Annotated in this window: 13 protein-coding genes and 2 pseudogenes; 8 read left to right on the top strand and 7 right to left on the bottom strand. The window is 71.5% G+C overall.

Going from position 1 to position 21523, the window contains the following annotated elements; translation table 11 throughout:
- Nucleotides 1-106 precede the first annotated feature (106 nt).
- A pseudogene (locus tag ACFW3D_RS28225) lies at nucleotides 107-352 on the bottom strand (IS110 family transposase); the annotation flags it as partial.
- An 837-nt stretch (nucleotides 353-1189) separates the two neighbouring features.
- Between ACFW3D_RS28225 and ACFW3D_RS28220 the strand changes: the two are divergent.
- Nucleotides 1190-1641, top strand: a pseudogene (locus ACFW3D_RS28220) (transposase family protein); the annotation flags it as partial.
- A 134-nt stretch (nucleotides 1642-1775) separates the two neighbouring features.
- Here the strand turns inward: ACFW3D_RS28220 and ACFW3D_RS28215 are convergent.
- Nucleotides 1776-2069: a hypothetical protein gene (locus ACFW3D_RS28215; RefSeq protein WP_179279986.1), complete on the bottom strand. Its 294-nt coding sequence runs from the start codon at nucleotides 2067-2069 to the stop codon at nucleotides 1776-1778.
- Between the two features lie 693 nt (nucleotides 2070-2762).
- Between ACFW3D_RS28215 and ACFW3D_RS28210 the strand changes: the two genes are divergently transcribed.
- Nucleotides 2763-3089 (top strand): hypothetical protein, encoded by a 327-nt coding sequence (locus ACFW3D_RS28210; RefSeq protein ID WP_378356551.1) that lies wholly within the window; start codon nucleotides 2763-2765, stop codon nucleotides 3087-3089.
- 248 nt (nucleotides 3090-3337) lie between these two features.
- Here ACFW3D_RS28210 and ACFW3D_RS28205 read toward each other — a convergent pair whose 3' ends face one another.
- Nucleotides 3338-5566, bottom strand: a complete 2229-nt coding sequence (locus ACFW3D_RS28205; protein WP_500508493.1) for a carbohydrate-binding protein — start codon at nucleotides 5564-5566, stop codon at nucleotides 3338-3340.
- A 390-nt stretch (nucleotides 5567-5956) separates the two neighbouring features.
- On the opposite strand from ACFW3D_RS28205, the gene ACFW3D_RS28200 reads away from it, so the two are divergent.
- The 3 genes from ACFW3D_RS28200 to ACFW3D_RS28190 all read left to right on the top strand — a co-directional run bounded on the left by ACFW3D_RS28200 (nucleotide 5957) and on the right by ACFW3D_RS28190 (nucleotide 10641).
- On the top strand, nucleotides 5957-7720 hold the full coding sequence (locus ACFW3D_RS28200) for an NlpC/P60 family protein (protein WP_500508491.1): 1764 nt from the start codon (nucleotides 5957-5959) through the stop codon (nucleotides 7718-7720).
- Nucleotides 7721-8209: 489 nt separating this feature from the next.
- Nucleotides 8210-8935 carry an ABC transporter ATP-binding protein gene (locus ACFW3D_RS28195; RefSeq protein WP_500508532.1) on the top strand — a complete coding sequence of 242 codons (726 nt, stop codon included), beginning with the start codon at nucleotides 8210-8212 and terminating at the stop codon, nucleotides 8933-8935.
- Entirely contained in the window at nucleotides 8932-10641 is a 1710-nt protein-coding gene (locus tag ACFW3D_RS28190; protein WP_500508488.1) for a hypothetical protein, read from the top strand. The genes ACFW3D_RS28195 and ACFW3D_RS28190 overlap by 4 nt, the downstream gene beginning before the upstream one ends.
- A 543-nt stretch (nucleotides 10642-11184) precedes the next feature.
- Here the strand turns inward: ACFW3D_RS28190 and zwf are convergent.
- The 3 genes from zwf to ACFW3D_RS28175 all read right to left on the bottom strand — a co-directional run bounded on the left by zwf (nucleotide 11185) and on the right by ACFW3D_RS28175 (nucleotide 14312).
- A complete protein-coding gene (zwf, locus tag ACFW3D_RS28185; RefSeq protein ID WP_500508485.1) occupies nucleotides 11185-12642 on the bottom strand; it encodes a glucose-6-phosphate dehydrogenase in 1458 nt (485 codons plus the stop codon).
- Nucleotides 12643-12649: 7 nt separating this feature from the next.
- Complete coding sequence (gene gnd, locus ACFW3D_RS28180; protein ID WP_500508483.1) at nucleotides 12650-13681, bottom strand: phosphogluconate dehydrogenase (NAD(+)-dependent, decarboxylating); 1032 nt, start codon at nucleotides 13679-13681, stop codon at nucleotides 12650-12652.
- Between the two features lie 313 nt (nucleotides 13682-13994).
- The gene (locus ACFW3D_RS28175) at nucleotides 13995-14312 is read right to left on the bottom strand and encodes a hypothetical protein (protein WP_500508480.1); all 318 of its coding nucleotides are present in this window, start codon (nucleotides 14310-14312) and stop codon (nucleotides 13995-13997) included.
- A 91-nt stretch (nucleotides 14313-14403) separates the two neighbouring features.
- Here ACFW3D_RS28175 and ACFW3D_RS28170 point away from each other — a divergent pair, with 91 nt between their 5' ends.
- The 3 genes from ACFW3D_RS28170 to ACFW3D_RS28160 all read left to right on the top strand — a co-directional run bounded on the left by ACFW3D_RS28170 (nucleotide 14404) and on the right by ACFW3D_RS28160 (nucleotide 20249).
- A complete protein-coding gene (locus ACFW3D_RS28170; protein ID WP_500508476.1) occupies nucleotides 14404-14688 on the top strand; it encodes a hypothetical protein in 285 nt (94 codons plus the stop codon).
- A 306-nt stretch (nucleotides 14689-14994) separates the two neighbouring features.
- Nucleotides 14995-18975 (top strand): metallophosphoesterase, encoded by a 3981-nt coding sequence (locus ACFW3D_RS28165; RefSeq protein WP_500508474.1) that lies wholly within the window; start codon nucleotides 14995-14997, stop codon nucleotides 18973-18975.
- A gap of 116 nt (nucleotides 18976-19091) precedes the next feature.
- Nucleotides 19092-20249, top strand: a complete 1158-nt coding sequence (locus tag ACFW3D_RS28160; protein WP_500508472.1) for a HupE/UreJ family protein — start codon at nucleotides 19092-19094, stop codon at nucleotides 20247-20249.
- Between the two features lie 33 nt (nucleotides 20250-20282).
- Here ACFW3D_RS28160 and ACFW3D_RS28155 read toward each other — a convergent pair whose 3' ends face one another.
- The gene (locus tag ACFW3D_RS28155; RefSeq protein WP_500508469.1) at nucleotides 20283-21398 is read right to left on the bottom strand and encodes a DNA polymerase III subunit beta family protein; all 1116 of its coding nucleotides are present in this window, start codon (nucleotides 21396-21398) and stop codon (nucleotides 20283-20285) included.
- Between the last annotated feature and the right edge of the window lie 125 nt (nucleotides 21399-21523).

Raw genomic sequence — 21523 nt, 5'->3', positions numbered from 1 at the left:
GTCCGCTCCTCCGGCGTCTCAGGTGACGCCGTGCAAAGGAACCAGCGACCGCTGACGCGGCAGCCCGTGCCGACCGGGACGGCATGTCGATTGCCTTCGTAAGGTGGTCTGACTTCTTGCGGGTCAGGGCGTATGGGCCGCGGTAGCGGGCGGCGGTGAGCGGGTTGATTGCGCAGACGGGTCGGCCGGTTGTGCACAGGCAGGAGACCAGCAGTCCGTGGAAGGTCTCGATGGCCACCGGGATCGGGAACTCGGGGGTGTCGCAGTGGTCGGCCAGCAGATCCAATAGCTGGGTCAGGCCGGCGGCGTTGTCGTTGATGCGGAGTTTGGCTAACGGGGTTCCGCCTTGCAGGGATGCACGGCTCCCTCATGGAAGGGCTCATGCGGCCCGTCATCCGATCAGCCGTTCGCGATCCCCGGCGACCGGCGGGGCCCTCGGTCTGCGGGGGAACTCTGTGGTTCCCGATGCGGTGAGAGGTGATCCCTGCCAGCGGTCTGGTCCACGACGCTAACGACTTCGACGCTCCTGGTGGCGTGGCCCGGAGGGGCCGGGCGAACGGGACGAAGGCTAGAACGTTGCCCGGGCCCCGCCGGGCCACGCGTCCCCGGCGAATGCCGGGGATGGCCGGCACCCGGGCCCGGCTCCGTCTTAAGAGGTCGGTGCCTCTGGAGCGGATACGGCTCACCGTGGGCCGGCCATCCCCAACACTTACGTCCCCATTAGGAGCGTCGGCCCGAGGCGTCGCCCCGCGCGCCGCCGCGCTGTGCTGGCGGGAGCGTCTTGATCAAGTAGGCAGACTTCCGATGAACAGGTCTCGCCTGCAGGAACGGGCCACGTCTGCTGCTCTTCGATTCCGCTGGGAGAGTGGACGTGCCAGAGCCTTCGCACGGGCGCTCGGCCCGTGCGAAGGCTCCGAGGGCAAAACAGTCCCCGGTAGATCTGCGCGTGTCCTGAAGCTTCAGTCGTCACTGTCGCCTCGGTATCGCGCCGGCTTGCCGGGGGCCTGAACCACATCCTGTCCAAGTCACTCCGCCGAGTAGACGTCCTCATCGACTTTGCAACTCTTTCGGTGTTATGGCCTATAAACCACGATGCACTACATGTGTAGCGAGTCAATATGTTTTAGGTAAATTCTGCAGGAAGCTCCACACGATCACCTTCGACTGCAATACCCGGTCCGCCTTGCGGCGCCGCTGCAAGCTCCGGCCCTGACAGCGGGCCCTGGTCGTGCTGGTGTACCTGCGCAAGCACGAACCCTCGCGCAGATCGCTGCCGGCTTCCGGATCAGCGTCGGCACCGCCCACACCTACGTCCGGTCCGTCACCAGTCTCCTTGCCCGCCGTGCTCCCGGTCTGGCCCATGCCCTGCGCGCAGCCGATGCGGAGTATGTGCTGGTGGACGGCACCCTCGCCGAGTGCGACCGGGCCGGTGACGGCCGCGCTGACTACTCCGGCATGCACCGCCGCCACGCCGTGAATCTCCAGGTCATCACCGACCCGTTAGGGGAGACCGTGTGGATCTCTCGCGCTCTGCCCGGACGCATCCACGATCTGACCGCGGCCCGCACCCATCGCATCGTGACCACCTGCGTCCGCCACGGCATCCCCGCCTCGGCAGATCTGGCTTACCTGGGCGCCGGCGATGCCTTCCCCCACCGACCTCGCGATGTCCCTCAACAACCAGTCGGTCGACCTGGCCGCGCCGACGCGGCCTCGGGGGCAGGTTCGCCCTGGACCTTGATCGGTCCAGACGCGGTGAATCGGGCACCTGCCGGTCACCCATCGTGGATGTCCGGTCGGACCTCCACGATGATGTCCGCGTCCGCCTCGTCGCCCTCCTCCTCACGCCAGAGGAGGACGCGCACGTGCCTCGCCCTGGAAAGGCCGCGTACCGTCCACTCGGTCATCAGGTCGGCGACGACGAGGGCGACGGCGTATCGGGGGCCCTCGCTCGAATCGTCGGCGGTGATCGTGCCCCGCCACCGCTCGGAATCCCTGCCATAAGGTCGCCATCCCTCGGAGCCGTGCGGCTCGAAGACCCGGTACACCCAATCCGTCTCGGTGCCCATAGCACCGATGCTGTCACTGCAAAGAGTCTGCTGCGCCGTATCGGATCGACGCCCGCTGAGCGCGGGTCGACCGCTTCCAACAACTGCCCCGAAGTCCTGGAGCTGGACGACGGCGAATTCCTCGTCATCGGGGAGCGGCTCGGCGCCGGACGTGACCCCCGGACGACCGGCATTGAGACCCGCCTGCCACGCGATCTCGCCACCCTGTTCCCAGCCACATTCCGGGCGGCGAACCCCTGCGTACACGTGGTCTCACGCGTGATCCAGGGCCCGCCAGTGCTCCTCCTTCGAACTGGGCGAACCGCAGCGAACGCAGCCAACGATCACCCTGGCGACCTCGGGGTACTTCGCCCCATTGGCCCGGTGCTGTACGCCGCGGCGCCTCGGCTCCATCTCTCTGAGTGGATGCTGTACGGCACGAGGGGTGCCAGGAGGTCGAACCGCGGGTTCTCGTGGACGGCCACTTCGATCCCCATCCCGGGGTCGTTGCCGAGGCCGCGGGCTTCGCGGCCTGCGCCGATGTGCAGGGCCTTCGGCGGTCGTCAATCCCACTCCACCATGATCAAGAAACAACGGTACGCATTCCGTCACACCAATGGGGGTATCGAATGGCGGTTCCCTTCCGCCCCGCCCAGTCTGGGCTGGTGCGTTCGATTCGTCCGAATGCGCGAGCCACTCAAGGGAGGTCGAACCATGATCCGCACCAAGCTCCTCGCCCTGGCCGCCGCCCCCGCGCTGGCTCTTAGCCTGGCGTCCCCTGCGCTGGCTGTGGAAGTGACCGCCTCGTCCCCCGACACCGTGAACAGTCCGGTGGGGTCGATCGAGGCCAACCAAAGCAAGACCGTCACTGTCACCTGTCCTGCGGGCACCAATGCCATCAGCGGTGGCTGGAAGGTGTCCTCCGCCAGCATCGACGTGACGGACAACCGTGCGATGAGTGCCACGCAGTGGCAGATCACATTCCAAAACGAGTCGAAGACCTCAGGCACTGTGCAGGCGTTTGCCCGCTGCATGGCCTGATGGCGAGTACCAGCCAGGGCAGGTCGGCCCGTTCACCGCACCGCCAGACGCTGAACGGGAAGGCCGAGCAGCCCCCAGCGCCGTAACCGGCTGACCGCGAAGGACGACGAGGACGCTGCGGACGGATACGGACGGCTGTACTGCTCTGGACGGCACAAGACCCAGGTCGGGAATCCATCCCCGACCTGGGCCTTTCCTCAACTGTCAGGTGTAGCCACGCCCCCACCGGCGCTACGTGGCCGGGAGCGCTACGACAACCGCAGGTAGTCGATGTTGAAGCCGCCTGCCTCGCAGTAGAGCCTGACCACCTGGTCGCCCGCGGCCAGGGTGACCGGGACGTGGACGGACTGGTAGGAGGCCCAGCCGCCCGTGTCCGGGACGGTCACCGTGGACAGAGTGGTGCCGGCCGCGTCCCGGAAGGTCAGGGCGTCCGGGACGGGCGCCCCGGTGCCCGTGGCGACGCGCAGCTCCAGGTCGTACGTTCCGGCCTTCGGCACGTCGGCCGCGTAGTCCAGCCAGTTGCCCGCCGCCGTCCAGCCCACGTTGGCGCCGCCGCTCGCCGCAGGGTTGGACTCGATGAAGTTGGCCCCGCCCGCCGTCCAGCCATGCTGGTCCGCGTACGACTCCGCCTCCACCCTCACCCCGACCGGCGCACTGTGCGGCCGTACCGTCACGTGCAGGGTCACCTGTGCGTGCGCCGTGCCGTCGGTGACGACCACCGTCACGTCCTGCTCGCCGGCCACCGTCGGCTTGAGCGTCACCACGCCCGTGGCGGGGTCGACGGTGACGCCGTCCGGGAGGTCGGTCGCGTAGAAGGCGAGCCGGTCGCCGTCGCGGTCGGTCGCCATGAGCCGGACCTGCACCGTGCCGTACTGGTCGGCCACCACGTCGGCCACCGGGGCCAGCACGGGCGCCCTGTTGTGCGGGGACCGGGGGATGCGCTGCTGCCACCGGTACGTGGCGTACGAGTTCGCCGGGACCTTCACCACGAACGACCTGCCGGCGAGGACGACCCGCACCGTGGTGTCCGTGCTCTTGGCGTTGCCGAGGACCGCGACGTACCCGTCGGCGCCATGGCGGTATACGACGTTGCTCACGCCGCCCTCCGTGGCGCTCGACTCCAGCCGTACGTCGCCGGGCGTCAGGTACTTCGCGAACTGCCCCATGGCGTAGAGCTCGTCCCGGACGGTGAAGTCCTTGGTCGTCGTGTTCACCTTGACCAGGCGGTCGGGCCACTTGGTGGTCGCGCCGATCTCGTCCCAGTCGACGTTGTTGTCCCGTGCGGGCGTCCAGTGGAGTGTGCCGCCGTCCTGGTCCGTGGCCTGCGCCCACAGGACGTAGGAGCTCGCGTCGAGGCGGAAGTAGTTCAGGATGGTGGCCGCGGACAGGTTGCTGGTCTCCGTCATGTTGACCGGCTTGCCCGTCTGCTCGAACGCGTCGCGCATCACCTTCGGGTCGCCCCAGTAGGGGTGGAAGGCCACGGCGTCCGTCGCGTTGAGGACCTGCTTGCCGGTCACGGATCCGTCGGGGGCGTCGTCGAAGATGCGGTGGTAGTTCTTCGTCGCGGTGCTGTTCGGGTCGCGCCAGTCCCAGAAGTTGAAGTCGTGGACGTACAGCCCCGTGTTCAGGTCCGCCTTGCGGAGGGCCTTCTTGATCGCGAGGGCGAGCTTCTGCTGCTGGGCGACATCGATGTCCATCGCCGGGTAGACCACGTCCATGCCGGGCTCGTTCAGCAGGGTCAGCGCGTCGACGCGGATGCCGTGACGGGCGTACGCCTGGACGAACTTGACGTAGTAGCGGGCGAAGACGTCGATGCAGTCGTCCCGCAGCTTGCCGACCTGGTAGTAGTCCGTCGTGCTTCCGGGCTTGAGCGCGACCTCGCCCGTGAACCGGTTGTTGGTCTTCATCCACGCCGGGGCGCTCCACGCGGACGCGAAGAACGTGGCCTTCGGGTTGTAGCGCTGGATCAGCTTGATGGTGTCGATGATGTGCAGGTCGACGTCGCGCTGGATCGAGAAGTGCTTCAGCTGGAAGTCGTCGGTGACGCCGGCGGGGAGGTCGTCCTCGGACCAGAAGGGCAGGTGCTCGATGAGGTCGGGGCTGCCGATCGTGAGGCGGAATCGGTTCAGGCCCGCCCCGGTCTTCGGGTCGACGAGCAGTCGGACGGCCTCCGCGCGCTTGGCGGGGGTGAGCTTCCACAGGTTGGACACGCTGGTCTCGTCGAGGGAGAACCCGATGCCCGCGTACTTCTGACGGGTGGCGCTCGGATCGACGACCACGGTCGCGTCGGTGGGGGTGCCCGGGCTGGTGTCAGAGCCCGCGTCCGGTAACGACTGCCACGCGTGGCCGGCCCCTGTGGAATAGGTGCCCGTTACCGGGGAGCCGTGGTGCGGTACGGCGGCCGGGGCCGCTGACTCCGTGCCGGCGAGAACGACCAAGGTGAGAGCCGCGGCTGCCCCGATGAGGGAACGTCTCACGATGTCCTTCCTTCCTGGTGGGATACGGAGGCCATGCGCGGTCCCGCCCCGTGGGCGCTGTCGCACGGCCCCTGACGGTGACTCGGTGGAACGCGCCCACACTGCTCCCTGCCCGGGGGGTCTCCCGAGTTCCCGGACGGGCATGAGGACAATGCGGTCGGGCGGTGCCCGGTCGTCGGCCCTTGTGCGTGCTGCCGGGCCGGACGGCGTACGGGGAACCTCTCCTCCCTCCGCATTCCTCGGGACGCGACCAGATCGAAACAGTCTTGTCGGGGTTCTGTCAAGACATGAACAAAGGCGTGAAGAAAGCACCCCCACGTCTCGCGGGACGAGCAGGTCAACTCCCGGTCCGCTACGGGTACCGGCCGCGATCCGGGGATCATGGAACGTATGTCGAACACCTCTCGGCGTCATGTACTCGCCGTCTTCGCGGCCTCCGCTGCCGCCGTCCCCCTCGGCGGCCTGACCGCCGCCCCCGCACACGCCGCCGAGCCGGTTGCCGCACCCACCGCGGTCCAGCCGTCGGCGCTGCCCACCGGACCGGCCTCCGGCCGCTCGGCCGTGACCCTGCCGCCGCTGAACGCCGACTACTTCATCCGCGAGACGCTCGCGGCGCACCTCACGGCGACCGTGCTGCCGGGGGTCCCGGTCCGCACCGAGGTCACCTCCGGCGGGAGGCGGGTGGCGCTGCTGACCCACGGGGCACGCACCGTGCTGCTGCCCGGCCCGGAGCGCACCTTTACGGAGAACAAGAAGCCGTTCGCGGACGACTTCCGGAGAACGCTGCCCGACCCGGCAGTGCCGCAGGACCAGCGCGTGTACTGGGGCGGATCCCCCGGGGGCGGTAGCTGGTCCACCCTCGGACCCGCCGACAGCGACTACGCGGTGGTGCCGGGCACCGGCGTCATCACGCTGACCACCGACTTCGCCAGCCGCCACGCCACCGTCCGCGACGACGAGATCACCGACGTGGACGTGCGCTCGGTCGGACGGTTCGACAAGGTGCCCACCGGACAAGCATGTTCCTTCGCCCTGTCCTTCGGCTACCAGGACACCCACAACAACTACCGGGCCCGGCTGTCCTTCCTCACCTCCGGCGCGGTCGAGCTGAGGGTCGAGAAGGAGGTCGCCGACGCCGTCACCCAGCTGGCGCCGGCCGTGTCCCTCGCCACCGGTGTCCCCGCGGGCACCGACTGGACGATCCGTGTCCGCCGCGAGGGCACCCGGATACGCGCGAAGGCATGGCGTACGGCTTCGACGGAGCCGTCCGACTGGGCCTTCGACGTCGTCGACTCCACCTTCGGCAAGGGACGGGTGGGCCTGCGCGCACTCGCCAACGACGGCTGCACCAACCTGCCGGTCGGACTGCTCGTCAGCCGGTTCCAGGTGGACGCGGCCAACTGGGCGGCCCCGCCCACCGTCACCCACGGCGACTGGGTGCGCGTGCTCCCGCAGCCCTATGACGGCACCTGGACCCAGGAGCTGGAGAAGACCATCCGGGACTGGTCCGGCTCCACGGCCCCGGACGTCCTCGCCTACGCGGCCATGTTCCTCACCGGCGCGCCCGCGGTGGTCGCCGGCGCCGGGCCGGCCGAGGGCAGACAGGTCCTGGGCGAGTCGGGCTACGGCTACCTCGACCCGCAGGGGTACCGCTACGAGGGCGCCGACTTCCACGAGTACATGAACATCGGCTGGACCTTCCCCGACGGCACCTACACAGGCCCGTCCTCCAAGCAGGTCGGCAACCTCGACTGCTCGGGCTACACGCGCATGGTCTACGGCTACCACATGGGCGTGCCGCTGGCCGCGGGTGAGGACACCTCCCGCTCCCGCATACCGCGTCAATCCAGACACATGGCCGACTACGCGCCCGGCGTCTGTGTCGACCGGACGGACGGCACGAATCCGCCGGCCGCCGAGGGCCTCCAGCCCGGCGACCTCGTACTGTTCAACGCCGACTCCGGTGATGACAGCGCGACGTCGACGGTGGACCACGTCGGCATCTACGTCGGCAAGGACGCGGAGGGCGGGAGGCGCTTCCTCTCCAGCCGGAAGACGATCAACGGGCCCACGATGTCCGACCTGGGCGGGGCCTCACTCCTGGACGGCACGGGCACCTACGCCCGGACCCTCCACACGGTCCATCGCGTCTGACCCGGCAACGAGACGAGGGACGCCCCCCGCCGCCATCGGCCCGAGTTCGAGCCAAGTGCCGGGGGGTATCCCTTGAGCCGTGGCCGAGGTACGAGCCGCCTTGAGCCTCGCAGAGCGAGGGCGGGACCGCGGTCGGTCACGGTGGGTTCCGGCTCCGTTGCTCCGCGCCGGCCGCACGCCCAGGCGCGGCCCCGGGCCACCGGCCGCCCGCCCCACAGCTCACTTCCGGTGCGGCAGGGTCCCATGATGCGGCGCGATCAGGCGGCGTACGGAGTCCGGTCCCCAGGAACCGGGCGCGTACAGCTCCATCGGCGGTGGGTTCTCCGGGAGCGGGGGCCTCTCACAGGCGCTCGATGCCGTCGGTGCGGGTGAACAGCGGGCCGATGGCCCCCGGCCGGGCGGAGCGTGGAGAATGGCCGGGCCGCTCCGGGCCGTCGTCCCGAGGCCGGAGCGGGGACAGCGATCGTGTTCGACGAGAGGCCCGGCGACATGGGTGCACCACCATTGCTCGAGCTCAGCGGCGTCAGCCGGGTCTACGGCAAGCGCACGGCGCTGGCCACGATGAACCTGCGACTGCGGTCCGGGAAGTGCGTGGCGCTGCTCGGCCACAACGGCTCGGGCAAATCGACACTGCTGCGCATAGCGGCCGGCCGGGACAGGCCGAGCACCGGCACCGTGACGTTCGACGGCAAGCCGATGAACGAGAACGACCCGGCGGTCCGGGCCCGGGTGGCGGTGGTCGGCGACACCGCGGCCTGTTACCCCGACCTGACCGTGCGCGAGCACCTGCAGCTGGTGGCGGTGGCCCACGGGGTGGAGGACGCCGGCGACTGGATCGGCCACGTACTGGCCGAGCGGAAGCTGACCGACCACGCCGACGCGCTGCCCGGGGCGCTGTCCTCCGGGCAGCTCCAGTCGCTGCTGCTGGCCTCCGCGATGGTCCGGCCGCGCGACCTGCTGCTGCTGGACGAGCCGGAACAGCGACTGGACCCTGGCGCGCGGCGGCAGCTGGCGGACCTGATCAAGAAGGAGACCGCGGACGGCGTCGCGGTGCTGCTGGTGACACACCACGCGGAACTGGCCCGGGCGGTCGCCGACCAGGTGCTGGTCCTCCGCGACGGCAAGGTGGTGGCCGACGGCCACCCGGACGAGGTGCTCGCCACCGGGACCGACGGACTGACCTGGCTGGCCGAGAGCCCGGACGGTGCCCGGTGACCACGCTCGCCGAGGAAACCGACGACACCGGGGAGACCGGGGAGACCGCGGAGCACGCCGCGGCCTGGTCCGACGCCGACGACTGGACGCGGGAGACCCTGCGGCTGGTCCGCGACCTGCGCACCCCGCACCGCCGCAAGAGGACCGGCCAGATCGCCTACGCCGTGTACTGCGTGGCGCTGCTCCTCGCGGTGTGGGGCGGGCTGCCGAGCCTGGGGCTGTTCCTCGAGAAGTCGATGGGCGCCGACTACTCCGGCCACGGACCGGCGATCCTGGCCGCGCTGCCGGCCGGGTCCTGCGCGCTGGGGCTGGGATGGCTGCTGGTCGCCGCCTGGGACGCCCAGTGGCGCGGCCCGGTGGTGCCGCCGCGCGAGACCGTGGACTGGATGCTGGCCCAGCCGGTGAACGTCGCCAAGGTGCTGCGGCCGTGGTTCTGGGGGTCGGCCGCGATCGCCGGCGGAGCCGGGCTGCTGGTCTCGGCGATCGGCATGATCGCGCTGGGCCTGACGGTCGGCGTGGGGCTGCCTGCCGCGTTCGGCTGGTGCCTGCTCGGCGGCAGCGGTCTGCCGCTGCTCGCGATCGCGCTGGCCACCGCGGTCGAGGGCAGCGAGCGGGTGGCCCGCTGGGCCCGGCTGGCCACCCCGTACGTCGCCATGGCGGTGCTGGCACTGGTGGCGCAGACCGTGCTGGCGGTCGCCGGCCACCGGCTGCCGGGACTGGAACGGGTGGAGCTGTGGTCCGGGCCCTGGGGCTGGGCCGGGCTGGCCGCGCTGGCCCCCACGCCGGCCGCGCTGCCGGGCGGCTGGGCCGCGGGCGTCCTGCTGGCGGTGGTGGTGGCCGGCGCGCTGGCCGCGGCACACCGCTCCACCGGGTCGCTGGCGTTGTCCGCGGTACGGCGGCGTTCGCGGACCGCGACCGGTGTGATGGCCGCGCTGCGCACGGTGGAGTTCCGTACCGCGCGGCAGGCAGTGGCCGGGGTCACCGGCGGGGGACGGTCGGCGCGATGGCGGTTGCCGGCACCCCGCCTGGCGGAACTGGCCGTGCCGTGGCGGGACACGCTCGCGCTGCTGCGGACTCCGGGCCGGCTGGGCCGAGCGGTGGTGCTGGGGGTGCTCGCGGTGCTGGGCGCGGTGCTGGCGGCCTCGGCGCACGGCGGGTCGGGCGTGGCGGCGGCGCTGGCCTCACTGGTCTTCGGCTACTGGTCGCTGACCCAGCTGCTGGAGCCGGCCCGGGTGGAGACAGACGACACCCGGCGCGGGTCGTGGGCGCCGTATCCCTACCGGGGACTGATGCTGAGGCACACGGCGGTGCCCGTCGTGCTGGGGCTGGTGGGCGCCCTGGTGGCGGCGGGCGTGCTGGCCGGGGAAGGCGCGGGGGCTCGCGCGTTGCTGGCACCCGCCCTGGTGCCGCCGCTGGTGGGCGCTTCGCTGGTCAACGCCTGCCGGGGGGCGACCAAGCATCATCTGCTGATGTCGTCGGCCCAGTCCCCTGCGGGCGGCATGGGCCCGGTGCTGTTCCTGGGCTGGTACGGCGCCGGGATGCTGGCGGCGGTGGCCCTGCTGGTCGTCCCGTTCCTGACCGCGCTGCATTCCGGCTCGGCCGCCTCGATCGTCGCCGCTGCCGCGGCGAGCGGCATGGTGACGGTGATCATGGTGAGCTGGGCGGTCACACGGATCGGGAAGCTGACGGCTCCCTCGGCGGACTGACAGGGGTGCCGGTGGGCCGTACCGCCGGCATCCCTCTTGTCGGCCGGCCGTGGACGGTCTGCTGCCCCTCCGGCGGGATGCCGGAGCAGCCCCGGCGCACGCGGGGCAGGGCGCCCGCGATCGCCGGGGCGGCGTCGGTGTCCGTCCCGGCCCGCGGCCTCGGCAGCCGACTGGAGGTGCTGGGTGGTGGGAAGCGGCCTCCGGCCGGGCTCGGTTCTGGCGCGGGGGTGCGGGTGACGGCCGGCCAGGCGGCCCGGAACCCGTCGGTGACCCAGCCGCTCCGCGGTCTCCCGGCGCTGGGCGGGCGGCAGGTGCAGGCCACCGCGTATGCCGTCGAGGGGTCCCGTGCGGCACCGCGGTGCGGATACCGGAGCACTGCGGGACGGGGGCGTCGGCGCGGTCGGGGTCGGGGTGGGTGAGCGCGCTGACCGAGATGGCGGTGCCTGACGGGGGCCGAGGCCGACTGCGCCGCCGCCCCCGGCCACGGTGAATCCCCCTGGCCGGGGCGGGCCGGCCGCCGAGGCCTGGGCCGGCCCCAGGCGCTCACTTGTGGTGCGGCAGGCTCCAGTGGTACGGCGCGATCAGCCGGCGGACGCTGTCCGGGCCCCAGGAGCCCGGGGCGTACGGCTCGACTGGGGGCGGGTTCTCCAGCAGCGGGGTCGAGGCCTCCCACAGGCGCTCGATGCCGTCCGAGCGGGTGAACAGCGACTGGTCGCCCAGCATCGCGTCCAGGAGCAGGCGTTCGTAGCCCTCCAGCGCGTGCATGGAGTTGAAGGACTCCGCGTAGCTGAAGACCATCTCCGCCCTGCTCAGGCGCATGGCAGGACCCGGGTCCTTCACCAGGAACGAGGCCGTGATCCGCCCCGGGTCGTCGAAGTCGATCACCAGGGCGTTGCTGCGGGCCCCGGCGTGGCCCCGCGCGGCCAGCGGGAACATCCGCAGGGCCGGCTCCCGGAAGCCCAGGGTCACCACATGCCGCGCCTCGGCCAGGGACTTGCCCGAGCGCAGATAGAAGGGCACGCCGGCCCAGCGCCAGTTGTCGATCCCGACGCGCAGCGCGATGAACGTCTCGGTGTCCGACTTCGGGTCGACGCCCGGCTCGGACCGGTACCCCTCGTACTGCCCGCGGACGACATGGGCCGGGTCCACGGGCTGCAGCGACTCGAAGACCTTCTCCTTCTCGTCGCGCAGGGACTGCGCCTGGAGCGCCGTGGGCGGCTCCATCGCGATGAACCCGAGGAGCTGGAAGAGATGGGTGACGATCATGTCCCGGAACGTTCCGGTGCCTTCGAAGAACTGGGCGCGGCCCTCGATGCCGATGCTCTCCGGCACGTCGATCTGCACATGGCTGATGTGGTCGCGGTTCCAGACCGGTTCGAAGAGGCCGTTGGCGAAGCGCAGCGCGAGGATGTTGTCGACCGACTCCTTGCCGAGGAAGTGGTCGATGCGGAAGACCCGGGACTCGTCGAAGACGGCGTGGATCGACGCGTTGAGTGCCTGGGCCGAGGCGAGGTCCGTGCCGAAGGGCTTCTCCACGATCACCCGGGCGCCCTCGGCGAGTCCGCTCGCCCCGAGTGTCTCCACCACGGAGGCGAAGGCGCTCGGCGGCACCGCCAGGTGGAACAGCCGCCGCGGCGTTCCCCCGATCGCCTGCTCCGCCTCCTGTACGGCCGCGAGCAGCGGCCCCGCGGCGCCCGGGTCGCACGCGCCGAACGAAAGCGCCGCCTCGAACTCCTGCCACGCGCGGCCCTGGGGCTTGGACCGGCCGAATTCCGAGACCGCGTCCCGCGCGTGCTTGCGGAAGTCCTCGTCGCTCAGCGTGCTCTGCGCCGGCGCGGAGCCGACGATCCGGTAACGGGCGGGCAGCAGCCCGGCCTTGGCGAGGTGGAAAAGACCGGGCAGTAGCTTGCGCCGGGCGAGGTCGCCGGTCGCGCCGAACAGCACCACCACGTGGTCGTCGGGGACCGGACCGTGACCCGGCGAGGCGGAATGCTGGGACATGGCGCCGTCACCCGGTCTTCTCGGCGTGGCCGCCGAACTCGCCGCGCATCGCGGACAGCACCTTGTCGCCGAACTCGCCCAGTCCGCGCGACGCGTACCGCTCGGCCAGCGAGGCGCTGATGACGGGGGCGGGCACGCTCTCGTCGATCGCCGCCTGGACGGTCCAGCGGCCCTCTCCGGAGTCCGAGACCCGGCCGGTGAACTGGTCCAGTCGCGGCGAGCGGGCGAGCGCGTCGGCGACGAGGTCGACCAGCCAGGAGCCGATCACGGAGCCGCGCCGCCACACCTCGGCGACCTCGGCCACGTCGATCTCGTACTGGTACGCCTCGGGCTCGCGCAGCGGCGCGGTCTCGGCGTCGACGTCCCTGCGGCCGAGCCCCGCGTCCGCGTGCCGGATGATGCTGAGGCCCTCGGCGATGGCGGCCATCATCCCGTACTCCACGCCGTTGTGGACCATCTTCACGAAGTGGCCGGCGCCGCTCGGGCCGCAGTGCAGATAGCCCTCCGGCGCCGTTCCGTCGGTCCTGGTCCTGCCGGGCGTGGGTTCGGCGTTGCCGCGGCCGGGAGCGATGGTGCGGAAGACCGGGTCCAGCCGTGCCACCGGCTCGTCCTCGCCGCCGATCATCAGGCAGTAGCCGCGTTCGAGGCCCCAGACGCCGCCGGACGTGCCGCAGTCGACGTAGTGGATGCGCCGCTCGGCGAGCTGCCGGGCGCGGGCCATGTCGTCGCGGTAGTAGGAGTTGCCGCCGTCGATGACGGTGTCGTCGGGCTGCAGCAGCCCGGTCAGCTCGTCGAGCGTGGACTGCACGACCCCCGCCGGGACCATCAGCCACACGTTCCGGGGCGGTGCCAGCTTGGCCACGAAGTCCTTGAGCGAGGCGGCGGCCGTCGCCCCCTCCTTCTCCAGTTCCAGCATGGCGTCGCGGTTGAGGTCGTGGACGACGCATGGATGGCCGTCGCGCATCAGCCGGCGTACGAGGTTGGCCCCCATGCGCCCGAGCCCGATCATGCCGAGCTGCACGGGTGAGTCAGTGGCCATCGTCGGTTTCCCCGTTCCTCGGCGGCCTCCGGCGGGCCGAAGGTCCTGTTGTCCCATGCCTCAGGGCGGCTCCTTGGGAATCTAGCCAATCCGGGCATTCGGTGCGATCAGAGGGATGTCGTCCGTCGGCTGGGGCACTACCGGCGAGGGTGGCTCTGACCTGCACTCTTCCTGCGCGACCGGAGCCGCGCCGCGGCCCGGGCGCCCCTGCCGCACTGCGCCGTCCCGGTGACGCGCCGCTCGTGCCGCGGCCGGCCGGTCCCCGGCGCGGGCGGGGCGGCGTCCTCGCCGCCGCCCTGCCCGGCGGTGCACCTCAGGGTGCGACGCGGCAGTTCCGCCAGGCCGTGGCCAGGGCGCGCGGGATCTGCGGGACGGCGCGGCAACCGCCCTCGCTCGCGGGGAAGCCGTCGGTGGCGACGTAGCTCCAGTTGCTCCCGGAAGTGGCGCGGAAGTACTTCATCGCGCTGCCCTCGTCCTGCAGGCCCACCAGTTCCCCCTCGGTCGCGCCCCCGGTGGGCTGGAACTGGGTGGCGGCGTAGCGGACGGTGCCGCACTGACCGTAGAAGAACCGTCCCGGCGCCGGTGCGATGTGCACGAAGCGCGGGAAACCGCGCTGGTACGCCCGTGTCACCGCACCCTTGACCTCGCCGGCGGCGGTCAGGTTGCGGCAGCCGGGGACGGAGGCGGGCGCCTGCCGGGTGCCGGCAGGGGTCGCGGGGGCGGTGGAGCGGGACGAGGGCCGCGGCGCCGAGGCCGAAGGCGACGCGGCGGAGCCTGACGGCAGGGCCGACGGCGAACCGCTCGCCGACGCATCCGCCTGGGCCGACGTGCTCGCCGACGCGCTCGCCGAGGCAGACGCGCTCGGCGCGGGCGAAGTGGCCGTCCCGGCGGCGGAGTCGGACCCGGAGGAACCGGTGCACCCCGTGAGCAACAGGATCCCGCCCAGCAGTGCAGCAGCCGTGGGGACACCTCTGAATCCGGACAACGTGACGCTCCTTGCTGGTTGATGACCCTCATCCGTACGGCCTCGGCCGACGGAGGCGGTGATCCGCCCGCCCCTCACTACTACGCCGCGACGCCGGCAGGTTGCACGGAGGGCCGTATCGACGATTGCGATTCCGTATACCTGTACGCCGTGCAGCCGTGCGCCGCGCCCGGACGACGGGCACCCCGGGGGTCAACGAGACCTTTCCGCTGGTTGTTTACCTCTGCTTTAACTGCGTTCACCTGCGCTGACCAGGATCCGCCAGGGCCATGCCGGCTCTCTCCGACCCGGCATGCCCTTCACCTCGCGGCGATCGGAAGGACAGCTGGTGATACGGCCAACACAGCGGCTCGGACGGCCCATTGGCAGTACGGCGGGCCAACGGCTCGCGGGGGCGGCGCTCGCCGCGCTGCTCCTGCTGAGCGGGAACCTGACCGGCGCGCACGCCGAGAGCGCGGCCGACAGACATCCGCCGGGGCACGACCAGCCGGCGGACGCCACGAGCCTCCCGAAGCTCGCCCCCGGGGACGGCACTTACCTGGAGGGCATGGAGAAGATCGCGGCCACGCCCACGCTGGCCGGCGACTCCGTCACCCGGCTCGCGGTGGACGGCAGGGCCGTCGACGCCGAGCGGACGGCCGGGACCTCCCGGCTCAGCTTCGACGTCGGGTCCAACTCGACGGAGGCCCGCTACCACAACCACGTCATCGTCAACGGCGGCTACCGCGCCGACATCGGCGACCTCGTCAACCAGCGCGGCACGATCGAGATCCCCAACGGCGAACTGGTCAAGGGCGAGAACAAGGTCGAGATCCTCGCCGGCACCGTCGACAGCTCCTGCGGCACCAACTTCGACGACTTCGTCCTCTCCGACATCAGCCTGGACCTGCTCGGCGAGGTCGCGGACGGCGAGGAGAACGAGTACACGTACTCCTTCGGCGACGGCAGCTGCGGCACCAACACCACGCTGCTCACCAAGGCGACCCTGACCTTCTTCGTGCTGGGCGACCCGCAGGGCACCACCGGCCTGACCGCCGACCTGGACACCACGAAGCTCGCCAACGGCACCCACGCCCTCACGGCGACGACGACCTCGGGCAAGACGGTCAAGAACACCGTGACCGTGAACAACGCCCCGGCGGGCGCCCCGCGGCTGCTGCCCAAGGACGGCACGCTGGTGAAGGGCCGCCAGCCGGTCTTCGCGAACTTCCCCGCGGGCGCCGAGGGCGAGCCCGCCAAGCTCACCGTGGACGGCAAGGAGCCCGCCACCGCCGCAAGCCTCGGCAACGGCGCGGCCACCTTCTCCTTCGACGTCGGGTCGAACTCGATCGACGACCGGTACGACAACCACCTCCTGGTCAACGGCAAGCGCATCGACCTGGGCGGCACCTGGGTCAGCCAGCGCGTCGACATCGCCGTCCCCGCGCGCTTCCTGGTGCCCGGCGACAACACGATCACGGTCGTGACCAGCGCCTACAAGGAGAGCTGCGGCAACAACCGCGACGACTTCGACATCTCGGGTCTCGCCCTCGCGCTGGACGGCGGCACCGTCACCGGCCACGGCATCGCGGATTCGTACGCCATGGGCGACGGCAGCTGCGGCGACAGCGCCACCCGCCTGCGCGAGGCCGAGCTGCACTGGACGATCGACGCCCCGGCCGTGCACGTCTCGCCGACCCTCGGCTCGGGCAACGCGACCCTCGGCTTCACCGTGGGCACCAACTCGATCGAGGCCCGTTACCAGAACCACATCCTGATCAACGGCCAGAAGCAGCTGCTCGACGCCGACTTCGTCAGCCGGCACGTCGACCTCACGTTCCCCAACGAGTGGCTCGTTCCCGGCTGGAACACGATCGACTTCGTCACCGGCACCTTCCCGACCTCCTGCGGTGACAACCGCGACGACTTCGCCGTCTCCGACATCACCCTCACCCCGGTGAGCGGCACCGCCGCCGGCCGGATGCTCAAGGGCTCGTACGGCCTCGGCGACGGCAACTGCGGCGACAACGTCAACCCGCTGACCGAGATCGACCTCGAGTTCTTCGTCGACGGACCCGCCCAGGGCCTGTACGCCGACCTCGACACCGACGAGATCGCCGACGGCACGCACACCCTGGCCGCGACGTCGAAGAGCGGCGAGTCCGCGACCCGGGTACTGGTCACCGACAACTCCGCCCCCGCGGTGGCGTCGAGCGTCCCCGCCGCCGGGCAGCGGATCACCGCCTCGGTCGTCCTCGACGTCCGGCTGCAGGACCTGTCCGGCGTCGTGAAGGGCCCGGACGTCACGCTCGACGGCAAGCCCGTGGAGCCCGGCGCCGCGGTGGGCCCCGGCCTGTCCGCCGGCGAGCACACGCTGAAGGTGTCCGGCACCGACGGCCTCGGCAACACCGGCACCCGCGAGGTGAAGTTCACCTCCGCCGGCATCCCCGACGCCCCCGCCGACCTCGCCCCGAAGTCCGGCACGACCGACGCGGGCGGCAGCGTGAAGCTGTCGGCCGAGGTGGCCGAGCCCGACGGCGGCGACGTGACCGCCACCTTCTCCGAGACGGAGATCCTCACCCCGGACCAGGTGTACCAGGGCACGGCCTCGTCCGTTCCCACCACGCTCAAGGTCAAGGGCGAGAAGAAGGTCAAGGCCGCCGGCCTCGAGCCCGCCGACGGCCGCACCCTCGCCGCGCCGGCCGGCCCGGACGTCACCTTCCAGCGGTACGACGTCCAGGTGAAGGGCCACGTGGACGCACCGGTGCTGCGCTGGGAAGGCGTCATCGACCCCGAGCGGCTCGCCGCGCTGCGCGTGTGGAACACCGGCACGGACACCTGGGACGTCCTGACCAGCGCCCGCGGCGCCGTCGAGGGCGGCACCGTGCTGACCGCCGTCGTCGACCGCAGGTACGTCGACCACCAGCAGGTGCACGTCATGGTCACCGGCGAGGACCCGTTCGCCGACGACATCGACGCGGGCGACCCGGACGGCTTCGCCGACCCCGGCTCGTACGACTTCTCGATCGTCCACTACACCGACACCCAGTACCTCTCCGAGGGCGCGGTCGAGCAGGAGACGCCCGAGGAGCGCGCGGTCTGGGAGAAGGCCTACGGCGACGTCTCCCGCTGGATCGCCGCCAACAAGGACCAGCGCAAGATCGCCTACGTCGCCCACACCGGCGACATCATCGAGAACAACATCCGCAAGCCCGCCGACGAGGCCACGCAGCGCCAGATCACCGGCGAGCTGGAGCTGTCCTCCAGGCAGCAGAAGATCCTCGACGACGCGGGCATCCCCAACGGCGTCATCGCGGGCAACCACGACAACCAGTCGGGCACCGAGAACGGCCCGGGCGCCATCTACAACAAGTACTACGGTCCCGACCGCTACCAGGCGCTCTCCAAGGGCTGGAAGCACGCCGAGTACGGCGGCCCCTGGCGCGCGGGCGACAACCAGAACCACTACGACCTGTTCTCCGCCGGGGGCCTCGACTTCGTCGTGGTCGGCCTCTCGTACGGGGTGACCCGCGAGGAGGCCGAGTGGGCCGACTCGGTCTTCAAGCGCTTCCCCGACCGCAACGGCATCCTGCTCTCGCACGACTACCTCGCGCCGAGCGGCAACCCCGACGGACGCGGCGCCCCGTTCTCCGCGCCCGACGGGTCGATGCTCTACAAGACGGTGGTGCAGGACAACCCGAACGTGTTCCTGATCCTCGCCGGTCACGAGCACGGCGTCGGCACCAACGTGAAGCCCAAGGTCGGCGAGGTCGAGCACGACGTCGTCGAGCTGCTCGCGGACTACCAGTTCTACACGGTCTCCGCGGACCGGCTCGGGCTCACCGAGATCGGCGGCTACAAGCCCGACGACCAGCTGCAGTTCGGCGCCAGCTTCTTCCGGATGCTGCAGTTCGACGTCAAGCGCTCCGAGCTGACGGTGGACACCTACTCGCCGCTGCTCGACGAGTTCGGCGCCACCGAGTACGACACGGACCACCGCTACGACGGCACCGAGGACAACATGGTGCTGCCGATCGACCTCACCAGCCGCAAGACGACCTTCACGACCGACTCGCTGGCGCTCTACGACCCCGTGAGCGTCATCGGCAGGGCCAAGGTCCGCTCCGGTGAGGCCGCTTCGGTGACCTGGCGCGGGCTCAAGCCGGGCACGACGCACGCCTGGTTCGTCACGGCGCGCTCCACCGGCGGCGGTGTCACCGCCTCCGAGCCGAACGTGTTCGTGACCAAGGACGCCCACGGCCGCCCCGGCACGTGGGGACCGGACGCGCCCGCGTACCCGTGGTTCGCGCCGTCCACCGGCGGACGGTGACCGGCTGACACGCCGGTAGGGCCGCCCGCCGCCCATGCCCGCCGTCCCGGACCCGACCGGTCCGGGACGGCGGGCCGCCGCCGTTCATCTCCCCTCCGACCACGAGGACCGACCCCATGCGTTCCACCACCCCGCCCCGGCTCCCGGCCGTACTCCGCGCGGCCCTCGTGGCCCTCGCAGCCCTCGTGGCCGTGCTCGCCACCGGCCTCGCCTCCGCCGCACCGGCCGCCGCGCACGACGCGACCTCGACCGCGTACGTCGAGGTCAAGGGCGCCGGAAACCATGTGGAGGCGACCCTCGACCTCGAGTACGACCTGCTCATGAAGTCGGCCTGGCTCTACGCCGAGGCGTACGAGGCCAAGGGCCGCACCGAGCAGCTGCACCAGCTGGAGAAGAACGCCGACGCGGTGGCTGAGTACGTCCACGGGCGCTTCGCCGTCGGTCACGGGGACGCCTCGTGCTCACCCCGCCCGGCCGGAGACGCGGACGTCCACACCCGCGGCGGCCGCCCGTTCGCCGTCCTGACCCTGGCCTACGACTGCCCGGTTGGCGCCGGCGGCACGTACACCGTCTCCAGCGCCCTCTTCCCCGACGCCGAGAGCTTCGTGCACAGCACCGAGACGATCGTCCACTACGACATCGACGGCCGGAGCGGTTCCCAGGTGCTGACCGCCGCCGAGCCCACCCTCGAGACCACCGGGCACCAGGAGTCCCGCCAGATCACGGACTTCTTCCTGCTCGGCATGGAACACCTGCTGTTCGGCCTCGACCACATCCTCTTCCTGCTCTCGCTGCTCATCGGCGCCCGCGGCCTGCGGGACGTCGTCCTCGCCGCGACCGCCTTCACCGCCGCGCACAGCGTCACCTTCCTGCTGGCGGCCATGGGCGTCGTCCACGTCCCCGGTTCGGTCGTCGAGCCGGTCATCGCCGCGTCCATCGCCGCCGTGGCCCTCGCGAGCCTCTTCCTCCGCGACCGCGAGGCCACGGGCCGCTGGCGGCTCCCGGTCGTCTTCCTCTTCGGCCTCGTCCACGGCCTGGGCTTCGCGGGCGCCCTCGGGATCGACGAGAGCTGGTCCTGGGAACTGCTGCTGTCCCTGCTCAGCTTCAACCTCGGCATCGAGGCCGTGCAGCTCGGCCTCATCGCGGTGACGTTCCCCCTGCTGGCGCTGCTGCGCCGCACGCCGGCCCACCGCTGGGCCCTGCCCGCGATGACGGCGCCCATCGTGCTCGTGAGCGTCTACTGGTTCTGCGAGCGGGTGGCCGTGCCGGCGTGACGGGGCGCGGTCGCGCCGGTTCCCCGGAAGCGGTCAGGCGTCCAGGCGGACGGGCATCAGCAGGGAGAAGGTGTCCTCGGCGTCCGGCCGGCGGACCGTCAGAGGTGCGGTGGGAGCGCCGAACTCCAGCACCAGCCGGTCCCGGTCCCCAGCAGCGAGGGCCTGCAGCAGGTACTCGCGGTTGACGGCGACGTCGTCCGGCCCCTCGTCGCCGTCCTCGCAGACGCCCACCGTGCCGTCGGCCGCCACCTTGAGCACGCTGATGCCGGGAGACCCGCCGTCCTGCTCCCGCTTCTCGCCGGCGCGCACGGGCCCGGTCTCCAGCGCGGTGCGCAGGGCCGGGACCTCGACGAGGACGCGGCGTCCTTCCGGCAGGCGCACGATCCGCCGGTAGTCGGGGAAGTCGTGGTCGAGGCAGCGGCCGGCGGCCTGACGGTCCCCTGCGGCCAGGGCGACGCGGTCACCGTCCACCGTGAGCTCGACGGACTCGTCGCCGCCGGTCAGCAGCGCCCGCATCGCGTCGGCGAGCGGGGACGGCACGACGACCTGCCTGCGGGGCCCGCCGTGCCCGGCCACCCCGGTCACCCCGGCCACCCCGGTCACCTCGGTCCGCGCGACCGCCATCCGGTACCGGTCGGTGGCGACGACATGGAGCGTCCCGCCCTCGATGTCGAACAGGACGCCGCCGAGCACCGGCAGTTCCGGATCGGTCCCGGCGGCGAAGCGGACCGCGTCGAGTGCGGCGGCCATCCCGGAGGAGGGGACGGCCAGGCGGACGGTGCCGTCGGTGACGGGGGAGGACATGGGATTCTCCTTGCTGTCGAGTAGTGCCCGGATCGCGGAGAACTCGGTGCGCGCGTCGGAGAGCCCCAGCTCGAGACGGCGCAGTTGCGCCTCGAGCAGCTTGCGGACGAGGCCGGTGTCCTTGCCGGACCAGCCGGCCAGCACCAGGCGGACGTCCGCCAGGGGCATACCCGTCCGGCGCAGCCGCGCCAGCAACCGGGCCTCCTCCAACTGCTCCGGGCCGTACCAGCGGTAGCCGCTCGACGGGTCCACCCGGGTCGGCACGAGCACCCCGGCGGTGTCGTAGAACCGCAGCGCGCTGACGCCCAGTCCACTGTCCCGGGCCAGCTCACCGATACTGCGCATGTCGTTCTCCACACCCGGGACTCTGCCCCCTCCACCAGGTCGAGGGTCAACCCGCCTCCCCGGCCGGACCCCAACCAGACGCGCAGGTCGGCGGGTTGAACGGGACGTGACGTCCGGCACCGGAG

The organism is Streptomyces sp. NPDC058864 (genome assembly GCF_042742985.1).
In the GTDB taxonomy this organism is placed as follows: domain Bacteria; phylum Actinomycetota; class Actinomycetes; order Streptomycetales; family Streptomycetaceae; genus Actinacidiphila.
Note: the sequence above shows the minus strand (reverse complement) of the source record. Positions and strands in the feature narration are given on the sequence as shown.

Coding starts and splice junctions, on each gene's coding strand:
- ACFW3D_RS28215 (WP_179279986.1), bottom strand. CDS start 2,069: ATGGGCACCGAGACGGATTGGGTGTACCGGGTCTTCGAGCCGCACGGC.
- ACFW3D_RS28210 (WP_378356551.1), top strand. CDS start 2,763: ATGATCCGCACCAAGCTCCTCGCCCTGGCCGCCGCCCCCGCGCTGGCT.
- ACFW3D_RS28200 (WP_500508491.1), top strand. CDS start 5,957: ATGTCGAACACCTCTCGGCGTCATGTACTCGCCGTCTTCGCGGCCTCC.
- ACFW3D_RS28195 (WP_500508532.1), top strand. CDS start 8,210: ATGGGTGCACCACCATTGCTCGAGCTCAGCGGCGTCAGCCGGGTCTAC.
- zwf (WP_500508485.1), bottom strand. CDS start 12,642: ATGTCCCAGCATTCCGCCTCGCCGGGTCACGGTCCGGTCCCCGACGAC.
- gnd (WP_500508483.1), bottom strand. CDS start 13,681: ATGGCCACTGACTCACCCGTGCAGCTCGGCATGATCGGGCTCGGGCGC.
- ACFW3D_RS28160 (WP_500508472.1), top strand. CDS start 19,092: ATGCGTTCCACCACCCCGCCCCGGCTCCCGGCCGTACTCCGCGCGGCC.
- ACFW3D_RS28155 (WP_500508469.1), bottom strand. CDS start 21,398: ATGCGCAGTATCGGTGAGCTGGCCCGGGACAGTGGACTGGGCGTCAGC.